Consider the following 21,643-nt stretch of genomic DNA (forward strand, 5'->3'; position numbering starts at 1 on the left):
TATATGGTGCTAATGCTAGTTTTTGTGAAATTATATTTTTAATGCATGAAAAGAAATATAGATACAGATACCAACTAGTTTAGAAGTTTAATTAATAAATCTTAACAGCAAATTCCTCTATTTTATGGTGATAATCCATCCAGATAAACATTAAGATATAGAAAAGTAGTTAAAAAAATGAAAAATGGAAAACTAAACCTAGCTACCAAATTAGCCTACGGTGCTGGAGATTTAGGACCTGCAGTAACCTCTAATATAGCCATATTTTTCCTCCTGGTCTTTTTTACTAATGTAGCTGGTATTCCTCCGGGTTTGGCGGGTAGCATTTTAATGATTGGTAAGGTGTGGGACGCAATTAACGATCCCATTGTGGGAGTACTAACAGATAAAACTCAATCCCGTCATTGGGGTCGTCGTTTACCCTGGATGTTTTATGGTGCAATTCCCTTTGGAATTTTCTTCTTTCTCCAATGGATTGTTCCTCAGTTTTATTTAGACCCTAGTCAAAATACCCTAGCTTTATTTTGGTACTATGTAGCCATTGGCATTTTATCTCAGGCTTTTTTTACCATTGTTAATTTGCCCTACACTGCTATGACACCGGAGTTAACCCAGGATTATGATGAAAGAACCAGTTTAAATAGTTTTCGCTTTAGTTTCTCTATTGGTGGTAGTATTTTATCCTTAATTTTTGCCCAAGTGGTCTTTTTTCTGGTGAAAAGTCCCCAAGCACAGTATTTGGTTTTGGCAGCTTTATGCACTGTGATTGCAGTCATATCTTTATATTGGTGTATTTATGGAACAAGGGAGCGAATTTTAGCTTTTGAGGCTCAACGTATTCAGATAGAACAACCAGTGGAAATCTCCTTTATTGACCAAATTAGAATTGCCTTTACTAACAAACCATTTTTATTTGTCATCGCCATTTACCTTTTCTCCTGGTTGGGTTTACAAATCACTGCAACAGTGATTCCCTATTTTGTCATTTACTGTATGAAATTGAATAATGCTCAGGTACCTACGGTTTTAATAGCTGTGCAAGGAACAGCTTTATTAATGTTATTCGTCTGGAGTTATTTAAGTAAACTATATGGCAAAAAAATAGTTTATTTTTTGGGGATGACCCTATGGATTGTTGCTGGTGCTGGATTATTTTTCCTCAAACCCGATCAGATTTTATTAATGTATATTATGGCTATCATGGCAGGTTTTGGAGTTTCCACAGCTTATCTAATTCCCTGGTCTATGATTCCGGATGTTATAGATTTGGATGAACTACAAACCGGACAAAGAAGAGAAGGTGTTTTTTATGGTTTTATGGTTTTACTCCAAAAGTTTGGGTTAGCTTTTGGTTTATTTCTGGTTGGTAATGCTTTACAACTTTCAGGATTTAAAGAGGTTACTGCTGGAACTGCCAACTTATTACCCTCCCAACCTGATTCCGCATTATTTGCCATTAGGATTATTATCGGACCAGTGCCGACATTTTTTTTAATTATGGGTTTAATTGTCAACTTTTTTTACCCTATCACCCGTGAAATGCACTCGGAAATTATGTTGAAGCTGCAGAACAAAAGGCAAAATTTACATGGAAAAAGACCTCTAAAAAATCTTTTTCCATAATTGGGTAAGTAGGGAGGCACAATTATTTGTAGGATGGGTCAAGTAACAAGACCCATAGGGGTGTTGGGTTTCATACTTCAACCCAACCTACGTTAATCTTATATTTAATTCCACTGACCCACTTATATTTTTAAAAACAATCCCTAACAATCCTTAGAGATAACCTAGAAGTCCAAGACCTATACTAATTAACCCTCCACTCAATACTAACCATGGAGCATTAATCCGAAAACGTATAATCAAAACAGCGGCAATTAGGAACATAAATACACTAAACAAATCTAGCAGTGGAAATCTTTCTAAACCCAAGGTTTTGACTGCTATCTGCAAAGTTGTTACTATCATGAGGGCTACTGCGCTGGCGTTTACTGCATCTAAAAAATGCCTTGTCCAAGGAGATTTCCGCAACCAGGGAATAATTGGGTTTAACAGCAGTACAAGTAAAAATGAGGGAAGAAAAATTCCTACTGTTGCTACAATTGCTCCAGGCAATCCAGAAATTATATATCCAATAAATGTGGCGGTTGAAAGTATAGGACCTGGCGTAAATTGACCAATAGCAATAGCATCTAATAATTGTTGTTGTGTTAACCAATGATATTGGTCTACTAGCTCCCCTTGTAAAAATGCAATTAGTAAATAACCACCACCAAATAATACACTACCAACTTTCAAAAAGAATAATCCCAATTGCCATATCGAAACGGTAGGAGTTAGGGCAATTTTTGGCATAGTTGTGCCTAAAGCAACGGCGGTAATTAATAGGTTTGTCTGCTTATTGCTATTGATGGCAATATTATTTAACCAAATCATTCCTAAAATTCCACCTAGCAATAAGGCGATGACTTCATTGACTTTACCAAAATAATTTACCAAGGCAACTAATAAGGCAATAATCAGTAATTGTTGATTTTTTAGAGCTTTTTTACCTAAACCGAAAACAGCATTGAGAATAATTGCTAACACTACTGGCTTAATTCCATAGAGTAGGGGAGAAAATTCTGGTACACTACCATAACTGACATAAATAAAAGCAAAAACACCTGTAATTAACACAGCAGGTAGAATAAAACTAATCCCGGAAACAATTAGTCCCAGCCATCCAGCATAAATATAGCCTATATGAATAACCATTTCAGTAGAATTAGGTCCGGGAATTAAATTGGTTGCACCCAATAAATCTAAAAAATGTTCTCGTGTTAACCACTGACGACGTTTCACCACCTCGTCCTCTATCATGGCAATATGGGCAACTGGTCCACCAAAACCGGTCACACCTAGTTTAAGAAAGAGTTTTGCCAATTCAATCAGTCGGTTTAATGGTATATTGTACATAACTACCCTTGTTGTTTTACATTTTTATACCTTTCCCCGCGCATAAACAGCAGTGTCTGGAAAATCAGTAAACACCCCGTCTACGCCCAAATTAAAAAACAATTCATATTCTCCCTGGGGGTGATTTTGATAATCTAGTGGGAGGAAGCAATTCTCATTACGAAAAGTCCAGGTATGAATCAACAAGTTCTGTTGATGAGCATCCTTAACTAAAGATGTAGGTGACAGTAATTTACCTTGACTATTTCTAGGTATTAGTAAATTTTTATTCACCCCTATGGCTTGTGCATATTGAGCTATTTTTTTTAGCCCACCAGGTTTAATCATATCCTGATAGGTACAGGATTTACCATCCACACGAAAATCATTTGGTTGGCCCAAATCATTAATTAATTGTACCAGAGGAAAATCTGTATTCTTGTTTAAATTTTGTAAATTACCCACTTCAAATGATTGGATAAATATGGGTAAATGGGTTTTGGTTAAGGATTCTAACAAAGCTGGTTCCAATGGCAACCCAATTGATTGAAAATAACTGGGATGTTTAGTTTCTGGATAAATGCCAATTTGATATCCCTTCTGTGAAGTTTGGTTTTCAGCTAAATCAATTATTTCTTCCAGGGTGGGAATGGTCTCTAGTCCATCATATGTGGTGTTTTGTGGACGGATTTGCCCAATTCTTTCTTTTGCGGTTAAGGTCTTTAATTGGGTCAGGGTGAAGTCTTCTGTGAACCAACCAGTTTTTATTTCCCCGTCAATGATTTTTGTAGTTCGCAAATGGGCAAATTCAGGGTGATTCTCTACATCTGTAGTCATTGATATTTCATTCTCATGACGAGCAATTAATACTCCATCCTGACTACTGACTAAATCTGGTTCAATATAATCAGCTCCCATATCAATAGCTAATTGATATGCTGCCAATGTATGTTCTGGTCTATACCCGCTGGCGCCTCGATGGGCAATGATAATTGGTGTTGTCATCTCTAGTTTGTAACCTGTCATACTAATATTAGTACCCGAATTTTCTTCTATTTTAACCAAAGATTGTTTTTTATATTTATTGTTTTTTATAGTTAAAGCTGAAAACAAGCTTACAACAAGCTCAAACTAAGCTGGAAATAAAGATTTAATAAAAAATAATAGGAACTATTGACACTTTATGGGACGGTCTGTACCATTGGTTTTTATACATTAATTTATCCATGGACAACTTTTCTAACATTAATTATTTCCGGAGATGTCTAATATGTTTTCTACAATTCCCACCAATATTTTAAAGCAAAGATTTGTGGCTAATAAGTTGATTACTGCACCAGCGAGATTTATTCCCTTTGATGCTAGGGACATTAATAAATCTATAACTTCTAGGTTTGAACAGCAAGTTAATAAATATCCTGATGCCATAGCCATTAAAACAACTTATGAAACTCTTACATATCATGAGTTCAACCAACGAGCCAATCAAGTAGCAAATGCTATTCTCTGCCAAAGAGGAGAGAAATTAGAAGTAATAGCTTTGTTGCTTGAAAAAGGTGTGGATTTTATTACTAGTATTTTTGGTGCTTTAAAAACAGGCAAGATTATTGTACCTCTAGATTCTACATTTCCGGTTGATAGACTTGCTTATATTATGGAAGATGCTCAAGCTGTTGTGCTTATTACGAATAATCAGAATTTACCTTTAGCTCGTAAATTAGCAAGTCGTGATTGCCAGATATTCAATATTGATGAAATTAGCAACCATGTTTCTACAGAAAATCCCCACATTAATATATTACCCGAAAATCCAGCTTATATCATTTATACGAGTGGATCAACTGGTAGACCCAAAGGAGTAGTTCAGAGTCATATCAATTCTTTACACTACTGTATGACTGATACAAATACCCTACTCGTTAGTCCGGAAGATAGAGTAATTTTTCTCTATTCATGCAGTACATTAGGTGGGTTATTATGTATTTTCTATACTTTGCTAAATGGCGCGTCTCTCTATTCCTATGATGTGAAAAAAGAGGGACTAAACAATTTAGTTCATTGTCTGGTTAGGGAAAAAATTACTATTTATCATTCATTTACAACTCTGTTTCGTCATTTTGTTGATACCTTGACAGATGATGTTCAATTTCCTGAAATTCGTTTAGTTAAATTAGGTGGAGAAGCCACCTTAATCAGAGATGTAGAAAATTACAGAAAGTATTTTGCTAATGAATGCATTCTCTATGGGAGTTTAGGCGCTAGTGAAGCAGGAACTTTTAGGAATTTTCTGATTGATAAAGGTACAAAAATTCGGGGGAGTAATGTTCCCATCGGTTACGCGGTTGACGGAATGGAAGTTGTTCTCTTGGACGATGCAGGTGTGGAAGTTGAAATCGGCAATGTTGGGGAAATTGCTATTAAAAGTAAATATTTGACTTTGGGTTATTGGCAAAACCCAGAATTAACAAAATCCGCATTTACTTCCCATTTTCAGGATGGAGATACAAAAATTTACCGCACTGGTGATTTGGGACGTATGGAAGCTGATGGTTGTTTAATTTATATGGGGAGAAAGGACTTTCAGGTTAAAATTAGAGGTTTCAGAATAGAAGTGACAGAAATTGAGATGGCACTTTTTCAAAGTGGCAATCTTAAGGAAGTTGTAGTAATAGCTCGTGAAGATATTTCTGAAGAAAAACAGTTAGTAGCCTATGTTGTGCCTAAACACCAACCTGCACCAACTACTCAAGAATTGAGACATTATTTACAGGGTAAATTACCAGAGTACATGATACCTAGTGCTTTTGTATTTCTGGATGCTTTACCATTAACACCCAATGGTAAGACGGATAGACGAGCTTTACCTGCACCTGAATTAATAAAACCAGAAATAACCGCTAACTTTGAAGAACCTATTGATGATATAGAATATCAACTCATACAAATATGGGAACAATTTTTAGGCATTAAACCTATTCGTAGGCAAGATAACTTTTTTGAATTGGGTGGAAATTCTTTGTTAGCAGTGCGAATATTTGCAGCTATGGAGCAGAAATTTAGACAGGAATTACCTTTGGCATTTTTGTTTCCCGTTGGCACAGTAGCTGCGATCGCCCAGATTATTCGTGAAAATCAGAATTTAGTAAATACTGTGAGACCAAATTTTCAGCATTCATCGTTGGTAGCGATTCAACCTCTGGGTTCTCAACCACCTTTGTTTTTAATTCATTCTCTCGGTGGAGAATTACTATGTTATCGTCATTTAGCCATACGTTTGGGGACTGAACAACCTGTTTATGGACTTCAATGTCAAGGACTAGATGGGGAAAAACCTCCTTTACTACGAGTGGAAGATATGGCTACACATTATCTTCGAGAAATAAGGACTATTCAACCACAAGGACCTTATTTTATTGGGGGATATTCTTTTGGTGGAGTTGTTGCTTATGAAATGGCAAGACAACTGGAAGAACAAGGGGAAAAAGTAAGTTTTTTAGCCATGTTAGATACCTGTCGTCCAGGGTATGCCCAACGGTTATCATTCCTACAAAGAATTCCCTTGCATTTAAGAAATATTATTAAGGGTAGATCTAGATATTTTGCGACCAAAGTTTTAGGTTGGAGCAAACACGCTCAACATTATCTCAAATATTATCTCCAGGTAGCTTTTGAATTCAATTCAAAACATAACCGTAAATATATAACAATTATGGATGCTAATACCCAAGCTCTGCGGGAATATAAATTTCCCACTTATTCAGGTAAAGCAACTTTGCTCAGAACTGAGGATGAACATCGGGGTAATCATGTGGGTACGAAATACGATCATCAATTTGGTTGGGGTGATATAGTTACAGGAGAGTTGGATGTTTATCACGTTCCCGGTTCTCATCTTTCCCTCCTAGATGAACCTTGTGTTGGGGTGGTGGCAAAAAAATTGCAGGAATGTTTGGAAACGGTACGGAAAAGTTGATTATTCCAAAACCTTGACAAACTTCTTCATCCCAGCTCCCCCCCCTTAATCGCTTAATAGGGGGGAAACAGTCTTATTTTTAGCCACCCCATTTGTTATGGCTAAAGCTATATGGTTATTATACTATTATATTATTATTGTCTTAGATTATGCCTTATTTATTACCTTACTAAGTGTTCTTTATGAGTCTTATTATCCAAGTTAATGCTCAATCACAGCGTGTAGAAGAATTAAGGAAACTCTTACAGCAGGCTAGTTATGCTTACTATGTTCTTGATTCACCAATTATGGAGGATACAATTTATGACAGATTATATCGGGAATTACAAGAATTAGAAAAAAAATATCCCAATCTGGTTACCAGTGACAGTCCTACCCAACGGGTAGGGGAGCGACCTGCTACCCATTTTAGCTCAGTGCGACACAACATCCCTCTATATAGTCTGGAAAATGCTTTTAATGTTGAGGAGTTACAAAGTTGGAATCAGCGATGGATTAGACATTTACCTACTCCACATTCCTTGACGGAGGTGGAGTACGTAGCTGAACTGAAAATTGATGGTGCTGCTTTGGCTTTAACTTATCAAAATGGGGTTTTGGTCAGAGGTGCAACCAGGGGTGATGGAATCACAGGTGAGGACATTACCCCCAATGTGAGAACTATTCGCTCCATACCCCTACGGTTAAACTTTGAGGGAATTGAACCGATTGAAAAGGTGGAAGTGCGAGGAGAAGTGTTTTTACCCTTGGAAGTATTTAGACAGATTAATCAAAAAAGGCAAAAAGCTGGTGAACAGTTATTTGCTAATCCCCGTAATGCTGTAGCTGGTACACTTCGACAGTTGGATCCCCGTGTGGTGGCCCAGCGTCAACTGGATTTCTTTGCTTATACCCTACATATTCCCGGACTAGATGATAGGAGCATTGCTAATACTCAATGGGAATCTCTGGAATTATTACAAAAACTCGGATTTCGCGTTGATATCAATCATAAACTCTGTTCTTCCGTTGATGAAGTGGCTCAATATTATCAGTATTGGAATACGGAAAGACTTAATTCCCCTTACATGACCGATGGAGTGGTGGTAAAATTAAATGCCTTTAAATTGCAAGAGCAATTGGGGTTTACACAGAAATTCCCCCGCTGGGCGATCGCTCTGAAATATGCAGCGGAGGAAGCACCTACTCGTGTAGAAAATATTATGGTTAATGTGGGAAGAACAGGAGCATTAACCCCCTTAGCTGAAATGCGCCCCGTACAGTTAGCGGGAACTACAGTATCTAGAGCTACGCTACATAATAGCGATCGCCTACAGGAGTTAGATATTCGAATTGGGGACACGGTGATAGTGCGCAAAGCTGGAGAAATCATCCCGGAGGTGGTGAGGGTAATTAAGGAACTGCGTCCTGATGACACTGAACCATTTATTATGCCCACCAATTGTCCGGTATGTGGTCAACCGGTAGTGCGAGAATTAGGGGAAGTGGTCACAAGATGCGTAAATGCTTCCTGTCCAGCAATTCTCAAGGGAGAAATCGAACATTGGGTTAGTCGAGATGCTTTAGATATTAAGGGAATAGGTGAAAAACTAGTACATCAATTGGTGGATAAAGGTCTAGTGCATTCCGTAGCTGATCTATATGATCTAACAGAAGAGCAATTATGTGGATTAGAAAGAATGGGCAAAAGATCTGCAGAAAAACTGGTCCAAGTAATTAGGGAATCAAAAAATCAACCTTGGTCTAGGGTATTATATGGTTTGGGTATTCGTCACGTAGGTAGCGTCAATGCTCAACTACTGTCCGAAAAATTTACCACAGTAGATAAATTGGCCAGTGCAAAACAATCAGATATTGAGGGTGTATATGGCATTGGTGTAGAAATTGCCCAATCCGTGTACCAATGGTTTCACATCAGTGCCAATCAAAATCTGATTATCCGTCTGGAAACTATAGGTATACAACTGGCCACTGGGAAGTCTGTTCACACTAGGACTGAACCTAATTCTCAAATTGCTGGTAAAACCTTTGTTATTACAGGTACCTTACCTACATTAAAAAGAGATGAAGCAAAAGCTATGATTCAAAAAGCTGGTGGTAAGGTCACAGACACAGTGAGCAAGAAAACTGACTTTATTGTTGTTGGCGCAGATGCAGGATCCAAATTAGAAAAAGCTCAATCTCTGGGAATTAAACAACTAGATGAAGCTAACCTATTAGAAATGCTAATGATCCAGAAAACTGTTAAATCATGACACATCAAACCTCTGGTCGCTGGCGTTTAGGACTAACCTTGTCTTTACTCACAGCATTTTTATGGGGAGTTTTACCAGTCGCTTTAAAAATGACTCTCCAGGTATTAGATATATACACTATCGTCTGGTTTCGGTTCTCTTTAGCATTTGTACTTTTAGGAGCTTATTTATTCACCCAAAAGAAGCTACCAACTCAACAACAAATATTTTCTGCGCCTATCAAATTGTTAATTATTACCACTATCTTCTTATGTGGTAATTATGTACTATTCATGCAGGGTATAGCCTTAACCACTGCTAACAATACAGAAGTCCTAATTCAACTTGCAGCCGTTTTATTCGGCTTTGGAGGTTTGGTAATTTTCAAAGAAAGTTATACCCTATGGCAATGGCTGGGTATTAGTATCTTAACTTTGGGTTTTTTATTATTTTTTAAATCCCAAATTAGCAATTTAATTACCAGTCAGGGACAATATCTCTTAGGTAGTGGTTTAGTAATATTGGGTGCCATTTCTTGGGCCATTTATGCTTTGGCACAAAAGCAGTTATTACAATCTCTCTCATCCTCCCATATTATGCTTATAGTTTATGGTGGATGTGCCTTATTATTGACTCCTTTTGCCAAGATTACCACTATTTTCACTCTTGATCTTGCATCTTTATCAGTGCTAATTTTTTGTGGACTAAATACCCTAATTGCTTATGGTGCTTTTGCCGAGTCTTTAGAACATTGCCCAGCATCCATAGTCAGTGCAATTTTAGCCCTAGCTCCAATTTTTACCCTAATATCAGTAGACTTAGTAGCAACTATTTTCCCTCAAATTTTTACGCCAGAATATATTAACCTGAGAGGGATTATTGGTGCTTTACTAGTTGTGGTTGGTTCAGCAACCACTGCTTTGGGTAAAAATAAATAAAGCCTTATTTTGCTCTCTCCCTCTCTTAATTCTAGCCAATGGGATAATTACCAGGTTTGACCGCATGAATAAACTCGCTACCGGAATGAGGTCTTCCTCGCTTATAAGCTGCTTCCTCTGGTCTACCCCAACCCATCTGTAAAATTAACTCTAAGAAATTGCCATTTTCCCATTTTAAAAAACTCACCCATTCTGTTCTTTGGGCAATTCTTTCCACATCCAACTTATGGATTTTTTCATGTTCTCTACCATTGCTCATACTCAAATATAAATCCATATTGGCTGTCACTTGCTCCCAATATGTCAGCATAGACTTTTTTGCTCCTTTCAATATTTGTAAATCAGTATCTAAGGCTACTAACTGTCCATGAACCTCTGGATAATGTAAAGTTTGACCATTGATGGTCAAGTCTTTCCACACAATACCAGAAATCTGATGTTCTCTTTGATATTGATGAATGGAATATTTAAAATCTTGGTAAGCTGTGAATTTTTGTAATCCTTCAGTGGGAATGAACTGGTCAATGATAGGATTACCTGAAACTTTCACGTCTAATTTTAAACGTTCCCCTTTTAAGCAAGCTTGGCGCTCTGCTGCTAAAATCTGAATCAGTTCCCAGGTTGAATAGACTTTGTTCATTGGTAATCATTGAGTATTAGTTATTTGTTATTTGTGGGTTATTATGGGTTACTTGTGCATGACTTAATTATTATGTTTTAGTAATTAGCAAAATGCGGTATCACAACCAACCAAAAATTAGACTAGGGTGATCTCTGAAGAGATCACCCATGGAGCTTAGTGGTGGGATTCGGTGATTTTAAGGACTTAACTCGCTACTATACTCATTAAATGAACGTTGTTGGTACTTGATGGATTGATCCCGAGGATCTAAATTAAATACTTGTCGGAACTTATCATCTATCTCTTCAAAGGGTACTTGCCCATTTTTATTCAGAACAACTTTACCTGATTGATCAAAGATCACTATTTGAGGTACGCTACCAGAATAATAGTATCCTGGCTCATTAGCATTATAGATTTTTTTGGGCGGAATAGCATCCACACTTACTGGAATAATCCGCACCTCTCTACCATATAACGCTTGAGTCTGGGAGATAAATACCGCATACTGTTTACAATCCCTACTGTCATCAATATAAAACGTTAGTAGGATGGGTTTGTGTTCTGCTAAACTCTGTTCTAGGGTTTGTTTGGGGGGGACTAAGGAACCATTCCCCGCAAAAACCACAAAAATATTACCCTCATATCTATCATCTTTACTACCTGCAAATGCAGTATCTGTACTTATAGGTGCGACAACAATAAATAAGCAAAGTGCTAATAATACCAATCTGAAAAGGAATCTCCCACATTTGTCGGCGATAGATACTAGTAAAAAAGAAAACTTTATTTCATTCATTAAAAAAAACCTTATTTAACATGTTTGCCTACATATATAATTACACCCGGGGGATATTTTTGAGGAATTTTTTGGCGTTTGGCACCATGAACCTAGCGGTTTTGGTAAACATTAGCTAAACTGGGGGGATTGTTTTTAACAATCAGGAAATTTCTTGGGAGCGCCCGTGAAAAAGAAATCAAAGTTTATACCAATAATAAACAGAATTAAACTATATTTGGCAGTATCTATTGCTAAAACTATCACCTTTGTAGTGCGTTCCCTGGGTTTTGGAGCTGCTAGTGTGTTGCCAGGTGCTATTGCACGACGCATCGAGCCTAAACTTTTACAGTTTTTGAGCCAGCAGGTAAAGAAAGGTATAATTTTAATTGCAGGAACTAATGGTAAAACTACTACTGCTTTGTTGCTGTGTACCATTTTGGAAAACAAAGGGTTTAAAATTGCCCATAATTCCACTGGTGCGAACCTGGAAAATGGTTTAGCGACTGCTTTAATAGAAAACACTAACTTAGTGGGTTATTTAAATGTTGACTATGCAATTTTAGAGGTTGATGAGAATATTGTTCCTAAAGTATTACAACCTTTACAACCAAATCTGATTATTTGTTTAAATTTGTTTAGAGATCAACTGGACAGATATGGGGAGGTTGATACCATTAGCAAAAAATGGACAAGGGCAATTTCCACTTTACCCACAGAGACTGTAGTTATTCCCAATGCTGATGACCCTACTTTATCATATTTAGGTCAGCAGTTAGGTCAAAGAGTGTTATTTTTTGGTTTAAGTGAACCGGAAAATTATTTAGAGTCCATTCCCCATGCGGTAGATTCTATTTACTGTCCCCGTTGTGGAGATCCTTTGGATTATCAGGGGGTTTATTTATCCCACTTGGGAGATTTCACTTGTCCTAGTTGTGGATTTAAAAAAAGTCAACCTTTGTTATTGAGTGGTGAATGGTCACAGATTCTCGTAGGATTATACAACAAATATAACACCCTAGCTGCTGTCACTGCTGCTAAGGAATTAGGTATTGATGAACCAACGATTAAAAATAGTATTGACAATTTTCAAGCTGCTTTTGGTCGAGCTGAAGATTTATTGGTCAGTGGTAAAAAGGTGCGGATTTTGTTATCTAAAAATCCCGTGGGAACTAATGAAACTATTAGGGTGGTCACTCAAAGTCAAGATAAAACTACTTTGCTAGTGTTAAATGATCGGATCCCTGATGGTACTGATGTTTCCTGGATTTGGGATGTTGATACGGAAAAGTTGGTGGAACGAGGTGGAACATTGATTGTTAGCGGAGATCGGCTCTATGATATGGCTTTAAGGTTACGTTATAGCCAAAGTTCTTTGGATAGCAAAATTCGTTTAATTGTTGAGGAGGATTTGCAGCAAGCTATCAAGATTGCTCTGGAAAATACTCCTCATCATGAGACTTTGCATATTCTTCCTACCTACTCAGCTATGTTGGATGTACGAGGAATTTTAACAGGGAGAAAAATTCTCTGATGTTTTATCTTTTTTCTAGTACTTTTTAAAAACAACTAAGAGAATTCAAAAAGTGAGTTCATGGAAAAAATGGAAATTATTATTGGTTGGTTATATCCAAAACTGATGAGCACTTATGGAGATAGGGGTAATGTTATCACTCTCCAACGTCGATCTCAATGGCGCGAATACGATGTTACGGTGTTACCATTAGACCAGAATTCTACCCCCCAGGATATAAGATCTGTGGATATTATTGTGGGGGGAGGTGCCCAAGACCGTCAGCAAGAAATTGTTATGCGTGATTTACAAGGAGCAAAAGCTGACGCAATTAAGGATAAAATAGAGCAAGGTACACCGGGGGTTTTTACCTGTGGTTCACCTCAACTACTAGGACATTATTATGAACCCGCTTTGGGAAAAAGAATACAAGGTTTAGGAATATTGGATTTAGTTTCTGTTCACCCAGGAGAAACCTCTAAACGCTGTATTGGCAATCTGGTTATAGAGGTGACTGCTTCCCGTTTAGCACGAGAACTACAAGCAATGACGGGAATTAAACCCTATTTGGTTGGTTTTGAAAACCACGGAGGTAGAACTAAGTTAGGAACGGTAGAACCCCTAGGACGTGTGGTTTATGGTCTAGGTAATAATGGGGAAGATGGAACTGAGGGTGCTTTTTATCAAAATGCGATCGCCACTTATTCACATGGCCCTCTACTACCCAAAAATCCCTTTGTTGCAGACTGGTTAATTGTCACAGCATTAAAGCTCAAGTATCAACAAGAATTTGAACTCTCACCTTTAGATGATACTTTAGCACTACAAGGGAGAGAGTCTATGTTTAATCGTTTAAAATTGACAAGTAGTTTGATGATTAACGGGTAATTTGGGCCCTTTGCAAAAAGGGGCGCACCACTAAGTATCCAGCACTAAAGCCAGAAACCATCACCACAAGAATGATTAAAAACAACCACCAACCATTTAGTCCTCTACTAACGAAATTAGATGGTTTGGATCTGGTCTTGAAATTAGTCCGGGTTTTGTTTTTGATTTGTGTGTTCTTTTTATCCCCTTCTGACTTAGGTTTAGGTGCATTTTTTGGGTGGGTGGGGTGTATGGGTTCTTCCCTTAGAGATTTTGACTCATCATAAGGTGTATTCTGGCTGTTAATAGGGTTGGGACTGGTGTTATATTTGTTTAATCCTTCCTGAGAATATTTACCAGGGTCATTTTTGGAATCAAGCAAATTTTGTAATTCCAAACAAGACTGAACAACTCGATTAACCTCCTGACGTAAATACTGATTTTCCTGGACTAATTTTTGATTATGGTTGGTAACCACATCTAATTTAGATTGTATGGCCTTTAATTCTGTCACCAGTTCTCGATAGACGGAAATAGGAACGGAGGGGGAATATGTGGGATGGGATGATTTGCCATTAACATCACCCGTAGTTGCTCGCATCTGCATGTTCGTATCACCATGAGGTTGGGAATTTAACCAAATATACCATTTTCATGTATTAATCTATTCTACCATAGTTGTCCATCATATAACTTAATAACCAACCAGCCATAGTAGCACGGCGAGTTTGTCTAGGTCCAAACTCGCCTATCTTATACCCTTTAAAACCCAATTTTTCTTTTAGTAGTTGTTTATTATCCGGGGGAATGGAGCGGGTCAGCTTGACGGTTGCAGGGCGGGACTCTATGAAGTTGGGGGGTTGGGGATAATCAGTAACCCATTCAGGACTAACCTGGGTACTATCCCATGTTTGTAGATTATAATCGTATCTGTAACCTAAATAGTGCCACACCAACTGATTAACAGTAAGATCATCAATTTTTTCGTTGATGATATCCCAAATAGTTTCTTGGTTGAGTTGTGGCAAGTTAGACATAGTTAAGCATTTCTCACACGTAAAAAGTTTGTTAATTTACCATTACATCATAATCTCTCAACTATGGAAAACACCACAGAAATGACAAAACTGGTTCGGGCCCATGTTTTTATTACGGGACGGGTTCAAGGCGTTGGATACCGATATGCAACCGTAGACACCGCCACCCAGTTAGGTTTAACCGGTTGGGTGAGAAATCTTGCCGACGGTCGAGTAGAAGCGGTCTTTGAGGGATCCAGGGATATTGTGGAAGAGATGGTACGATGGTGCCATACGGGACCAGCTGCTGCCATAGTTAAAGAGGTTGTTCTTAATTATGAACAAGCGGAGGGATTGAGAACTTTTGAACTGTGCCTTAGTCACAACGTCGGATAGGCGTTTTGTCTCCGACCGTTTGCACATCATGGCTAAAATAACCATACAGTAAGCCAAAACCAAATATGAAGAAAAATTTACGGCTTTTTGTATTTCGTGTTAGTATTTCCTAGGAGATAAATTCTAGATAACTCTTATTAAATACCAAAACCATTATGGAATAAACTGCCTGACCAAATAAATAAAGAATTCTAAAGATTTGTTAACTAATACTTAGTTGTTAAAGCCTGTTTACTTAATAACAAAACTCCCCAAAAAAAATTGAACTGACCAACCTTCTACTAGACCTATTGAGTAACATTAGTACACCATAGGCAAAACCCCTTTTTTATACATTGATTAGCTCCCAGACAAAACCATGCGTGCAACTGCCACTGTTTATCAAAATCCTCTTCTTCAAGGCTCTGGTCTACCTCCATTTACAGATATTACTCCAGATCAGGTAGAGCCTGCATTTACTCAGCTATTAACAGAACTATGGAAACAACTGACCATCTTAGAATCTAGTGTGGAACCAACTTGGAGTGCTTTAGTGGAGCCGCTAGAGCAGTTAACAGAAAGATTATCTTGGAGTTGGCGAGTATTAAACCACCTAATGGCTGTAAAGAACAGTCCTGATTTACGAATAGCTTATCAAAAGGTACAACCACAAGTGGTAGAGTTTACTAATGCACTTAGTCAAAGTAAACCTATTTATCAAGCATTCAAGGATCTGCGTCATGGGGATTTTTGGGAGAACCTCAAACCAGCTCAAAAACGCATTGTAGAGGCTGCTATTAGAGATGCTCAACTGTCTGGTGTCGCTTTAGCAGGGGAGTCAAGGGAGCGTTTTAATGAGATTCAAATGGAGTTGGCCAAACTAACCACACAGTTTGCTAACCATCTTTTGGATGCAACTACGGCGTACAGTCTAGTTTTAACTACTAAAGAAGAAATTGAGGGATTACCAAGCAGTTTACTTAGTTTAGCTGCTCAAGCTGCTCGCGGTGCGGGAGAGGAACAAGCTAACCCACAGACTGGTCCTTGGCACATTACCCTAGATTTTCCCAGCTATTTCCCCTTCATGCAGCATAGCACTCGTCGAGACCTGCGGGAAAAGTTATATAAAGCTTACATTAGTCGTGCTGCTAGTGGAGATTTGGACAATAATCCTCTAATTCAGGAGATTTTGGGATTAAGGCAAGAAATGGCAGGATTGCTGGGCTTTGAAAACTATGCCCAGTTAAGTGTAGCTAGTAAGATGGCCCAAAAGGTTAGTGCAGTAGAAAAACTACTAGAAGAGTTACGTCAAGTCAGTTATGATGCAGCTACCCAAGAAATAGCAGATCTGAAAACCTTTGCCAAAAACCATGGATTCCCCCAAACAGAGGATCTACAACATTGGGATGTCAGTTTTTGGGCTGAGCGTCAGCGAGAGGCGAAATTCACTTTCACCCAGGAGGAATTACGTCCCTATTTTCCCCTACCTCAAGTTCTCAATGGCCTATTTGAGCTAGTTAAACGTCTGTTTGGTGTAATCGTTAGTCCAGCAGATGGTCAAGCTCCCATTTGGCATGAAGATGTTCGCTATTTTAAAATTTCCGACTCCTCCGGTAAGACCATTGCTTACTTTTATCTAGACCTCTACAGTAGACCAGTAGAAAAACGTGGTGGAGCTTGGATGGATGCTTGTATTCACCGCCGTAGGGCTACCCAAAATGGTGTAGATGTGGTCTGCTTACCGGTGGCCTATCTCATTTGTAATCAAACTCCCCCTGTGGATGATAAGCCCAGTTTGATGACCTTTGATGAGGTAGAAACTCTCTTTCATGAGTTTGGTCATGGTCTCCACCACATGCTCACCCAGGTTGATTATGCTGGAGCAGCAGGTATTAATAATGTAGAATGGGATGCAGTGGAGTTGCCTAGTCAATTTATGGAAAATTGGTGTTATGACCGTCCCACCCTGTTTGGTATGGCTAAACACTATCAAACGGGTGAACCGCTGCCAGAGGAATACTATCACAAACTGTTAGATGCCCGCAACTACATGAGTGGTTCCGCAATGTTACGACAAATTCACCTGAGTATGGTAGATTTAGAATTACATCATCGCTATTTTCCTACAGGTCAAGAAACTCCAGTAGATATACGCAATCGTATTGCTAAAACTACTACTATTTTGTCTCCTCTACCGGAGGATCAATTTCTCTGTGCTTTCGGTCATATTTTTGAAGGTGGTTATGCGGCCGGATATTACAGTTACAAATGGGCAGAGGTTCTAAGTGCTGACGCTTTTGCTGCTTTTGAAGAAGCTGGACTAGATAACGAAGAAGCAGTCCAAATTATTGGTCGTCGCTATCGGGATACAATTCTATCTATGGGTGGTAGCAAACATCCCATGGAGATTTTTGAAGCCTTTCGAGGTCGAAAACCCAGCACTAAAGCTCTACTTAGGCATAACGGTCTTTTACCAGCTCGTTAGAGGATTCGGGGGGAAACCAGGTTTTCAGCTTTTGGCCCCCTTATTGTCCAATTATCAGATTCGTTAAAAATCATCAATAACATCAAATTTGCCTCAGTCTATTGGGCTAAATTGGGAGTGGGTTTGTCTGTAGTTTCGAGGGAAACCCTAATCAACCTTCAGAAAAATTGTCAGAAATGATCCAAAAAATTTTGCTGGCTGTGTCCGGACTGGGACACGCAGAGGAAATGATGAAAAACTTAAAGGAACTACCTTCAATCCAATCTGCTAAGGTTACAGTTCTGCACGTTGTACCTTCCCAAAGTACCGCAGCAGCTATGACGGAAAAATGGGAAGAGGGTGGTAAAATCCTTGCCAATGCCATTCAATCCCTCAATTTTGACCCTAGCCAAGTCTCTTCTATTTTGCGTCAGGGCGACCCTAAAGATGTAGTTTGTCAAGTAGCTGATGAAATCGGCGTAGACCTGATTGTCATGGGGTCTCGGGGACTTAAACGTCTAGAATCTATTCTGTCTAATTCTGTTAGTCAGTATGTATTCCAATTATCTTCCCGTCCTATGTTGCTGGTCAAGGATGATATCTATGTTAAACGCATCAAACGAGTGATGGTGGCCGTGGATGGATCCTCTTCCTCATCCCAGTGTTTACAACTAGCTTTGTTTTTGCTAGGTGGCGTTGATTCTGGACAGTTAATACTAGCCAACGTTAACACAGATTTGGGAGGAAAAGTATCAGGTATCACTGACATTAAACCGGAAAGAAACTCGGTTTTAGGCAATGCGGTAGCTACTGCTGAAAGTCGTGGTATTCCCGTACGTTGTGTCACCAGCAGTGGTAAACCGGGAGAGGAAATTTGCCGTCTAGCACAGGAACTAAACGCTGACCTTTTATTGCTTGGTTCCCCAGACCGTCGTCCATCCATAGCCAAGAGTTTTGTAGATCTTGACCGACTATTAGGTTCCTCCCTATCTGACTATGTACGGGTAAATGCTACTTGTCCCGTACTGTTGGCAAGAACTGTTTCTTAAATTCCCAGTTTCTTGTAACAACCTGAACAGGTGTTAGCTTGTTCAGAATGACACCGTATCAGCGTGATATTCATAATTGACACCTCCCCGCTTTCACAAGACGGGGAAGTATCAAAGTTAGTTTTTTCCACCTTCGCGACTGGCAGTTTGGATGTAAAGAATTATTAAAAACACGGCAGGGACAAGCACAAACAGGATGCTTGCTACAAACCCTAGGTCATTCACTTGCATGGCAAGATAGCCTCTCTCTAAATTGATTTTTGTTGACATACTCACTAACCTGGAAGGCTAGCGATTGTTGAGGGTTCACCGCAACTTGCCATCTAAGCAGTCTTGCGATCGCTCCCCATCCTTGACATTTCTGCTCTATAGGATCTATCCAAAGCTACCCAGACCTTTACAGTTCTGGACTTTAGAACCTACTTCCTGTTTCATCGTAGTCTCAAGATGATTCTCGAGAGGTTTGTCTACTCCACAAGCTATCTCGGTAGAGCTTACCGTTTGATCCGAACGAATTGGAATATGAATTCCTTCAAACCATCGTTCTAGATTTTTTGCCCTGCTTGAAAAAGCCGGGGACTTTAATCGATGAGAAAAGGCATGGTTTTAACCGCTCATTTTGTCGATTAGGATATACTTTAGAAAGTCTATCTAAACTTATATTGTTTTGGCACTGTCAAAGATGCCACACCACTCTCACCGGAGAAATTCCAGGTTTGTGTGGTCACGCCCTACAATAATAACAGAAACCATGAAAAAAATACATTGAAAATCAAATTAACACAAGTTAACACCATCCTTGCCATCCTTTTCCAAGGATGGCTAACGGCGAGAATTTTATGGTTTGGTAATCACACTCACCGGTCCATTAACTAGGGTTTGACAAGCAAGACGGTAAGTATCTGGGGAGTTCTTAAATTTTCGCTTTTCCACATCTGTGCGCGGTGAAAGATTATCCATTCCTTCAGTAACTTCTACAATGCAGGTGGCACATTGTCCGTAACCGCCACAATTAGTCACTTTTCCCCAAAACTTATAGATGTCAATTCCATTTTCCAGTGCTTTGAGTCGGAGGTTGGCTCCATTCGCTGCTATTACTTCCTTGTTTTCTTTGATAAATCTAATATTGCCCATGGCTTTTAGCTGTTAATTGTGACTCGTCCCTGGTTTTTGGTTGAGCTGATTACTCACGAAAAAATTTAGGACAGGCATTACCTGTCCATATTGAAACCCGATTAATTTACCTGAAGCCTACAGCAGCTTGCCAAACAAAAGCAAGCAGCAAGAAGAATACAGGAATAACCGGGAGTACATCTACCAAAGGTCCGAAGGTTTGGTAAGCTTCGGGCAGTTTTGCCAATAAAATTGCTGCTTCCATGTTTGTTTAAATCCAATTAGTCCGACACAGCTTTTATACTTGAAGAGTATCTTACCATGGTTTGGTTCTGGTTTAAAAATCTTCTGGTTGATCCTTAAGAAATTGAAGCTCCAGTTTAATCTTAAAGGTATGGGATACATTCAGGAGAAACTTCCTGCAATTTGAGTTATTATTGGTATTCTGAGATTCTGCATCTTCCTACTATGCTAAATCCTAATCTGGATGAAATCCAGTTAACGAAAGACGACTACGAAAGATACTCTCGCCATTTAATCTTGCCAGAAGTAGGCTTAGAAGGACAAAAACGCCTAAAAGCTGCCAGCGTATTATGTATTGGCACAGGTGGACTTGGTTCACCACTGCTATTATACTTGGCAGCAGCAGGGGTGGGACGTATCGGTATTGTTGATTTTGATGTGGTTGATTTCTCTAACTTACAACGTCAAGTCATCCACGGCACATCTTGGGTGGGTAAACCCAAAATTGCATCGGCAAAAGACCGCATTCATGAAATTAACCCCTATTGTCAAGTTGACCTATATGAAACTCGGTTAAGTTCAGAAAATGCTATTGACATACTCAGTCCCTACGACATCATTGTGGATGGCACTGATAACTTTCCCACCCGGTATCTAGTTAATGATGCCTGTGTATTGCTAAACAAACCCAATGTTTACGGATCAATTTTCCGTTTTGAAGGACAAGCAACAGTATTTAACTACCAGGGTGGTCCTAACTATCGGGATCTATATCCTGAACCCCCACCACCGGGTATGGTTCCTTCCTGTGCAGAAGGTGGTGTATTGGGGATTTTACCGGGAATTATCGGTGTAATTCAGGCTACGGAAACAGTAAAGATTATTATTGGTAAGGGGACTACCCTCAGTGGGCGTTTAGTGCTCTATAACGCTTTGGATATGAAGTTCCGAGAGTTGAAGTTGCGTCCTAACCCTGTCCGTCCAGTGATTGACAAACTCGTTGATTACGAAGAATTTTGTGGTATTCCCCAAGCTAGAGCAGCGGAAGCGCAACAGCAAATGGAAACCCAGGAAATGACTGTCAAGGAGTTGAAGACTCTCATAGATAGTGGTTCCCAGGATTTTATCCTATTAGATGTGCGTAATCCTCATGAATATGAAATTGCCAGGATTCCTGGTTCTGTGTTAATACCCCTACCAGAAATTGAAAATGGTGATGGTGTAGCAAGGGTCAAAGAATTACTTAATGGACACAGTTTAATCGCCCATTGTAAGATGGGTGGACGCTCTGCCAAAGCTCTGGCTATTCTCAAAGCAGCAGGTATATCAGGAACTAATGTCAAGGGTGGTATTAATGCTTGGAGTCAGGAGGTAGACCCTTCCGTACCACAGTATTAGTCTTACTGTATTTATTATCGAGGTGGCGATCGCTCGTTTACAAAAAGGGGAATTTATGTGCGGGCGATCGCCTCTTTGGAGATTTCTTAGGTCACTTTCCATTTTGGAATATCAAGACTTTAT

At 39.1% G+C, this 21,643-nt stretch carries 19 protein-coding genes; 10 read left to right on the plus strand and 9 right to left on the minus strand.

Going from position 1 to position 21,643, the window contains the following annotated elements; translation table 11 throughout:
* The first annotated feature begins 177 nt into the window (after positions 1 to 177).
* Complete coding sequence (locus tag IAR63_RS07620) at positions 178 to 1,623, plus strand: MFS transporter (protein ID WP_187707159.1); 1,446 nt, start codon at positions 178 to 180, stop codon at positions 1,621 to 1,623.
* Positions 1,624 to 1,776: 153 nt separating this feature from the next.
* Here the strand turns inward: IAR63_RS07620 and chrA are convergent, their stop codons facing one another.
* The gene (chrA, locus tag IAR63_RS07625; protein ID WP_187707160.1) at positions 1,777 to 2,958 is read right to left on the minus strand and encodes a chromate efflux transporter; all 1,182 of its coding nucleotides are present in this window, start codon (positions 2,956 to 2,958) and stop codon (positions 1,777 to 1,779) included.
* A gap of 24 nt (positions 2,959 to 2,982) precedes the next feature.
* The gene (locus IAR63_RS07630) at positions 2,983 to 3,963 is read right to left on the minus strand and encodes a glycerophosphodiester phosphodiesterase (protein ID WP_187707403.1); all 981 of its coding nucleotides are present in this window, start codon (positions 3,961 to 3,963) and stop codon (positions 2,983 to 2,985) included.
* A gap of 244 nt (positions 3,964 to 4,207) precedes the next feature.
* On the opposite strand from IAR63_RS07630, the gene IAR63_RS07635 reads away from it, so the two are divergent.
* The 3 genes from IAR63_RS07635 to IAR63_RS07645 all read left to right on the plus strand — a co-directional run bounded on the left by IAR63_RS07635 (position 4,208) and on the right by IAR63_RS07645 (position 10,082).
* Entirely contained in the window at positions 4,208 to 6,910 is a 2,703-nt protein-coding gene (locus IAR63_RS07635; RefSeq protein ID WP_235678379.1) for an AMP-binding protein, read from the plus strand.
* A gap of 182 nt (positions 6,911 to 7,092) precedes the next feature.
* Positions 7,093 to 9,165, plus strand: coding sequence for an NAD-dependent DNA ligase LigA (gene ligA, locus IAR63_RS07640; protein WP_235678380.1), 2,073 nt, complete (start codon positions 7,093 to 7,095; stop codon positions 9,163 to 9,165).
* A complete protein-coding gene (locus IAR63_RS07645; RefSeq protein ID WP_187707162.1) occupies positions 9,162 to 10,082 on the plus strand; it encodes a DMT family transporter in 921 nt (306 codons plus the stop codon). The genes ligA and IAR63_RS07645 overlap by 4 nt, the downstream gene beginning before the upstream one ends.
* Positions 10,083 to 10,113: 31 nt before the next feature.
* Here IAR63_RS07645 and IAR63_RS07650 read toward each other — a convergent pair whose 3' ends face one another.
* Positions 10,114 to 10,722 (minus strand): hypothetical protein, encoded by a 609-nt coding sequence (locus tag IAR63_RS07650; protein ID WP_096547180.1) that lies wholly within the window; start codon positions 10,720 to 10,722, stop codon positions 10,114 to 10,116.
* A gap of 178 nt (positions 10,723 to 10,900) precedes the next feature.
* Positions 10,901 to 11,503, minus strand: coding sequence for a thylakoid membrane photosystem I accumulation factor (locus tag IAR63_RS07655; RefSeq protein WP_096547182.1), 603 nt, complete (start codon positions 11,501 to 11,503; stop codon positions 10,901 to 10,903).
* Between the two features lie 187 nt (positions 11,504 to 11,690).
* On the opposite strand from IAR63_RS07655, the gene IAR63_RS07660 reads away from it, so the two are divergent.
* Together IAR63_RS07660 and IAR63_RS07665 are read left to right on the plus strand one after the other, a co-directional pair.
* Complete coding sequence (locus IAR63_RS07660) at positions 11,691 to 13,016, plus strand: Mur ligase family protein (protein ID WP_096547778.1); 1,326 nt, start codon at positions 11,691 to 11,693, stop codon at positions 13,014 to 13,016.
* 69 nt (positions 13,017 to 13,085) lie between these two features.
* A complete protein-coding gene (locus IAR63_RS07665) occupies positions 13,086 to 13,883 on the plus strand; it encodes a type 1 glutamine amidotransferase (protein WP_187707405.1) in 798 nt (265 codons plus the stop codon).
* Here IAR63_RS07665 and IAR63_RS07670 read toward each other — a convergent pair.
* Together IAR63_RS07670 and IAR63_RS07675 are read right to left on the minus strand one after the other, a co-directional pair.
* Positions 13,873 to 14,469, minus strand: coding sequence for a hypothetical protein (locus IAR63_RS07670; protein ID WP_187707163.1), 597 nt, complete (start codon positions 14,467 to 14,469; stop codon positions 13,873 to 13,875). The genes IAR63_RS07665 and IAR63_RS07670 overlap by 11 nt on opposite strands.
* A 52-nt stretch (positions 14,470 to 14,521) precedes the next feature.
* The gene (locus tag IAR63_RS07675) at positions 14,522 to 14,899 is read right to left on the minus strand and encodes a DUF1823 family protein (RefSeq protein ID WP_187707164.1); all 378 of its coding nucleotides are present in this window, start codon (positions 14,897 to 14,899) and stop codon (positions 14,522 to 14,524) included.
* A gap of 63 nt (positions 14,900 to 14,962) precedes the next feature.
* Here IAR63_RS07675 and IAR63_RS07680 point away from each other — a divergent pair, with 63 nt between their 5' ends.
* From IAR63_RS07680 to IAR63_RS07690, 3 genes are all read left to right on the plus strand, one after another.
* Positions 14,963 to 15,274, plus strand: coding sequence for an acylphosphatase (locus tag IAR63_RS07680; protein ID WP_187707165.1), 312 nt, complete (start codon positions 14,963 to 14,965; stop codon positions 15,272 to 15,274).
* Positions 15,275 to 15,632: 358 nt separating this feature from the next.
* Entirely contained in the window at positions 15,633 to 17,738 is a 2,106-nt protein-coding gene (locus IAR63_RS07685) for a M3 family metallopeptidase (protein ID WP_187707166.1), read from the plus strand.
* 176 nt (positions 17,739 to 17,914) lie between these two features.
* Positions 17,915 to 18,766: a universal stress protein gene (locus IAR63_RS07690; RefSeq protein ID WP_187707167.1), complete on the plus strand. Its 852-nt coding sequence runs from the start codon at positions 17,915 to 17,917 to the stop codon at positions 18,764 to 18,766.
* A 117-nt stretch (positions 18,767 to 18,883) separates the two neighbouring features.
* Here IAR63_RS07690 and psbM read toward each other — a convergent pair whose 3' ends face one another.
* From psbM to IAR63_RS07705, 3 genes are all read right to left on the minus strand, one after another.
* The gene (gene psbM, locus IAR63_RS07695) at positions 18,884 to 18,997 is read right to left on the minus strand and encodes a photosystem II reaction center protein PsbM (protein WP_071985120.1); all 114 of its coding nucleotides are present in this window, start codon (positions 18,995 to 18,997) and stop codon (positions 18,884 to 18,886) included.
* Positions 18,998 to 19,603: 606 nt separating this feature from the next.
* A complete protein-coding gene (locus IAR63_RS07700; RefSeq protein ID WP_187707168.1) occupies positions 19,604 to 19,900 on the minus strand; it encodes a 2Fe-2S iron-sulfur cluster-binding protein in 297 nt (98 codons plus the stop codon).
* Positions 19,901 to 20,006: 106 nt separating this feature from the next.
* Positions 20,007 to 20,144 (minus strand): photosystem II reaction center protein K, encoded by a 138-nt coding sequence (locus tag IAR63_RS07705; RefSeq protein ID WP_187707169.1) that lies wholly within the window; start codon positions 20,142 to 20,144, stop codon positions 20,007 to 20,009.
* 203 nt (positions 20,145 to 20,347) lie between these two features.
* On the opposite strand from IAR63_RS07705, the gene moeB reads away from it, so the two are divergent.
* Entirely contained in the window at positions 20,348 to 21,520 is a 1,173-nt protein-coding gene (gene moeB / locus IAR63_RS07710) for a molybdopterin-synthase adenylyltransferase MoeB (RefSeq protein WP_187707170.1), read from the plus strand.
* Positions 21,521 to 21,643 lie beyond the last annotated feature (123 nt).

The organism is Cylindrospermopsis curvispora GIHE-G1 (assembly GCF_014489415.1).
In the GTDB taxonomy this organism is placed as follows: Bacteria; Cyanobacteriota; Cyanobacteriia; order Cyanobacteriales; family Nostocaceae; genus Raphidiopsis; species Raphidiopsis curvispora_A.

Excerpts from the sequence above, each read along its gene's own strand:
- moeB (WP_187707170.1), top strand. The coding sequence starts at position 20,348 with ATGCTAAATCCTAATCTGGATGAAATCCAGTTAACGAAAGACGACTAC.
- IAR63_RS07700 (WP_187707168.1), bottom strand. The coding sequence starts at position 19,900 with ATGGGCAATATTAGATTTATCAAAGAAAACAAGGAAGTAATAGCAGCG.
- IAR63_RS07650 (WP_096547180.1), bottom strand. The coding sequence starts at position 10,722 with ATGAACAAAGTCTATTCAACCTGGGAACTGATTCAGATTTTAGCAGCA.
- IAR63_RS07670 (WP_187707163.1), bottom strand. The coding sequence starts at position 14,469 with ATGCAGATGCGAGCAACTACGGGTGATGTTAATGGCAAATCATCCCAT.
- IAR63_RS07690 (WP_187707167.1), top strand. The coding sequence starts at position 17,915 with ATGATCCAAAAAATTTTGCTGGCTGTGTCCGGACTGGGACACGCAGAG.
- IAR63_RS07645 (WP_187707162.1), top strand. The coding sequence starts at position 9,162 with ATGACACATCAAACCTCTGGTCGCTGGCGTTTAGGACTAACCTTGTCT.
- IAR63_RS07675 (WP_187707164.1), bottom strand. The coding sequence starts at position 14,899 with ATGTCTAACTTGCCACAACTCAACCAAGAAACTATTTGGGATATCATC.
- IAR63_RS07635 (WP_235678379.1), top strand. The coding sequence starts at position 4,208 with ATGTTTTCTACAATTCCCACCAATATTTTAAAGCAAAGATTTGTGGCT.
- IAR63_RS07655 (WP_096547182.1), bottom strand. The coding sequence starts at position 11,503 with ATGAATGAAATAAAGTTTTCTTTTTTACTAGTATCTATCGCCGACAAA.
- psbM (WP_071985120.1), bottom strand. The coding sequence starts at position 18,997 with ATGCAAGTGAATGACCTAGGGTTTGTAGCAAGCATCCTGTTTGTGCTT.
- IAR63_RS07630 (WP_187707403.1), bottom strand. The coding sequence starts at position 3,963 with ATGACAGGTTACAAACTAGAGATGACAACACCAATTATCATTGCCCAT.
- IAR63_RS07620 (WP_187707159.1), top strand. The coding sequence starts at position 178 with ATGAAAAATGGAAAACTAAACCTAGCTACCAAATTAGCCTACGGTGCT.
- IAR63_RS07705 (WP_187707169.1), bottom strand. The coding sequence starts at position 20,144 with ATGGAAGCAGCAATTTTATTGGCAAAACTGCCCGAAGCTTACCAAACC.
- chrA (WP_187707160.1), bottom strand. The coding sequence starts at position 2,958 with ATGTACAATATACCATTAAACCGACTGATTGAATTGGCAAAACTCTTT.
- ligA (WP_235678380.1), top strand. The coding sequence starts at position 7,093 with ATGAGTCTTATTATCCAAGTTAATGCTCAATCACAGCGTGTAGAAGAA.
- IAR63_RS07685 (WP_187707166.1), top strand. The coding sequence starts at position 15,633 with ATGCGTGCAACTGCCACTGTTTATCAAAATCCTCTTCTTCAAGGCTCT.
- IAR63_RS07680 (WP_187707165.1), top strand. The coding sequence starts at position 14,963 with ATGGAAAACACCACAGAAATGACAAAACTGGTTCGGGCCCATGTTTTT.
- IAR63_RS07665 (WP_187707405.1), top strand. The coding sequence starts at position 13,086 with ATGGAAATTATTATTGGTTGGTTATATCCAAAACTGATGAGCACTTAT.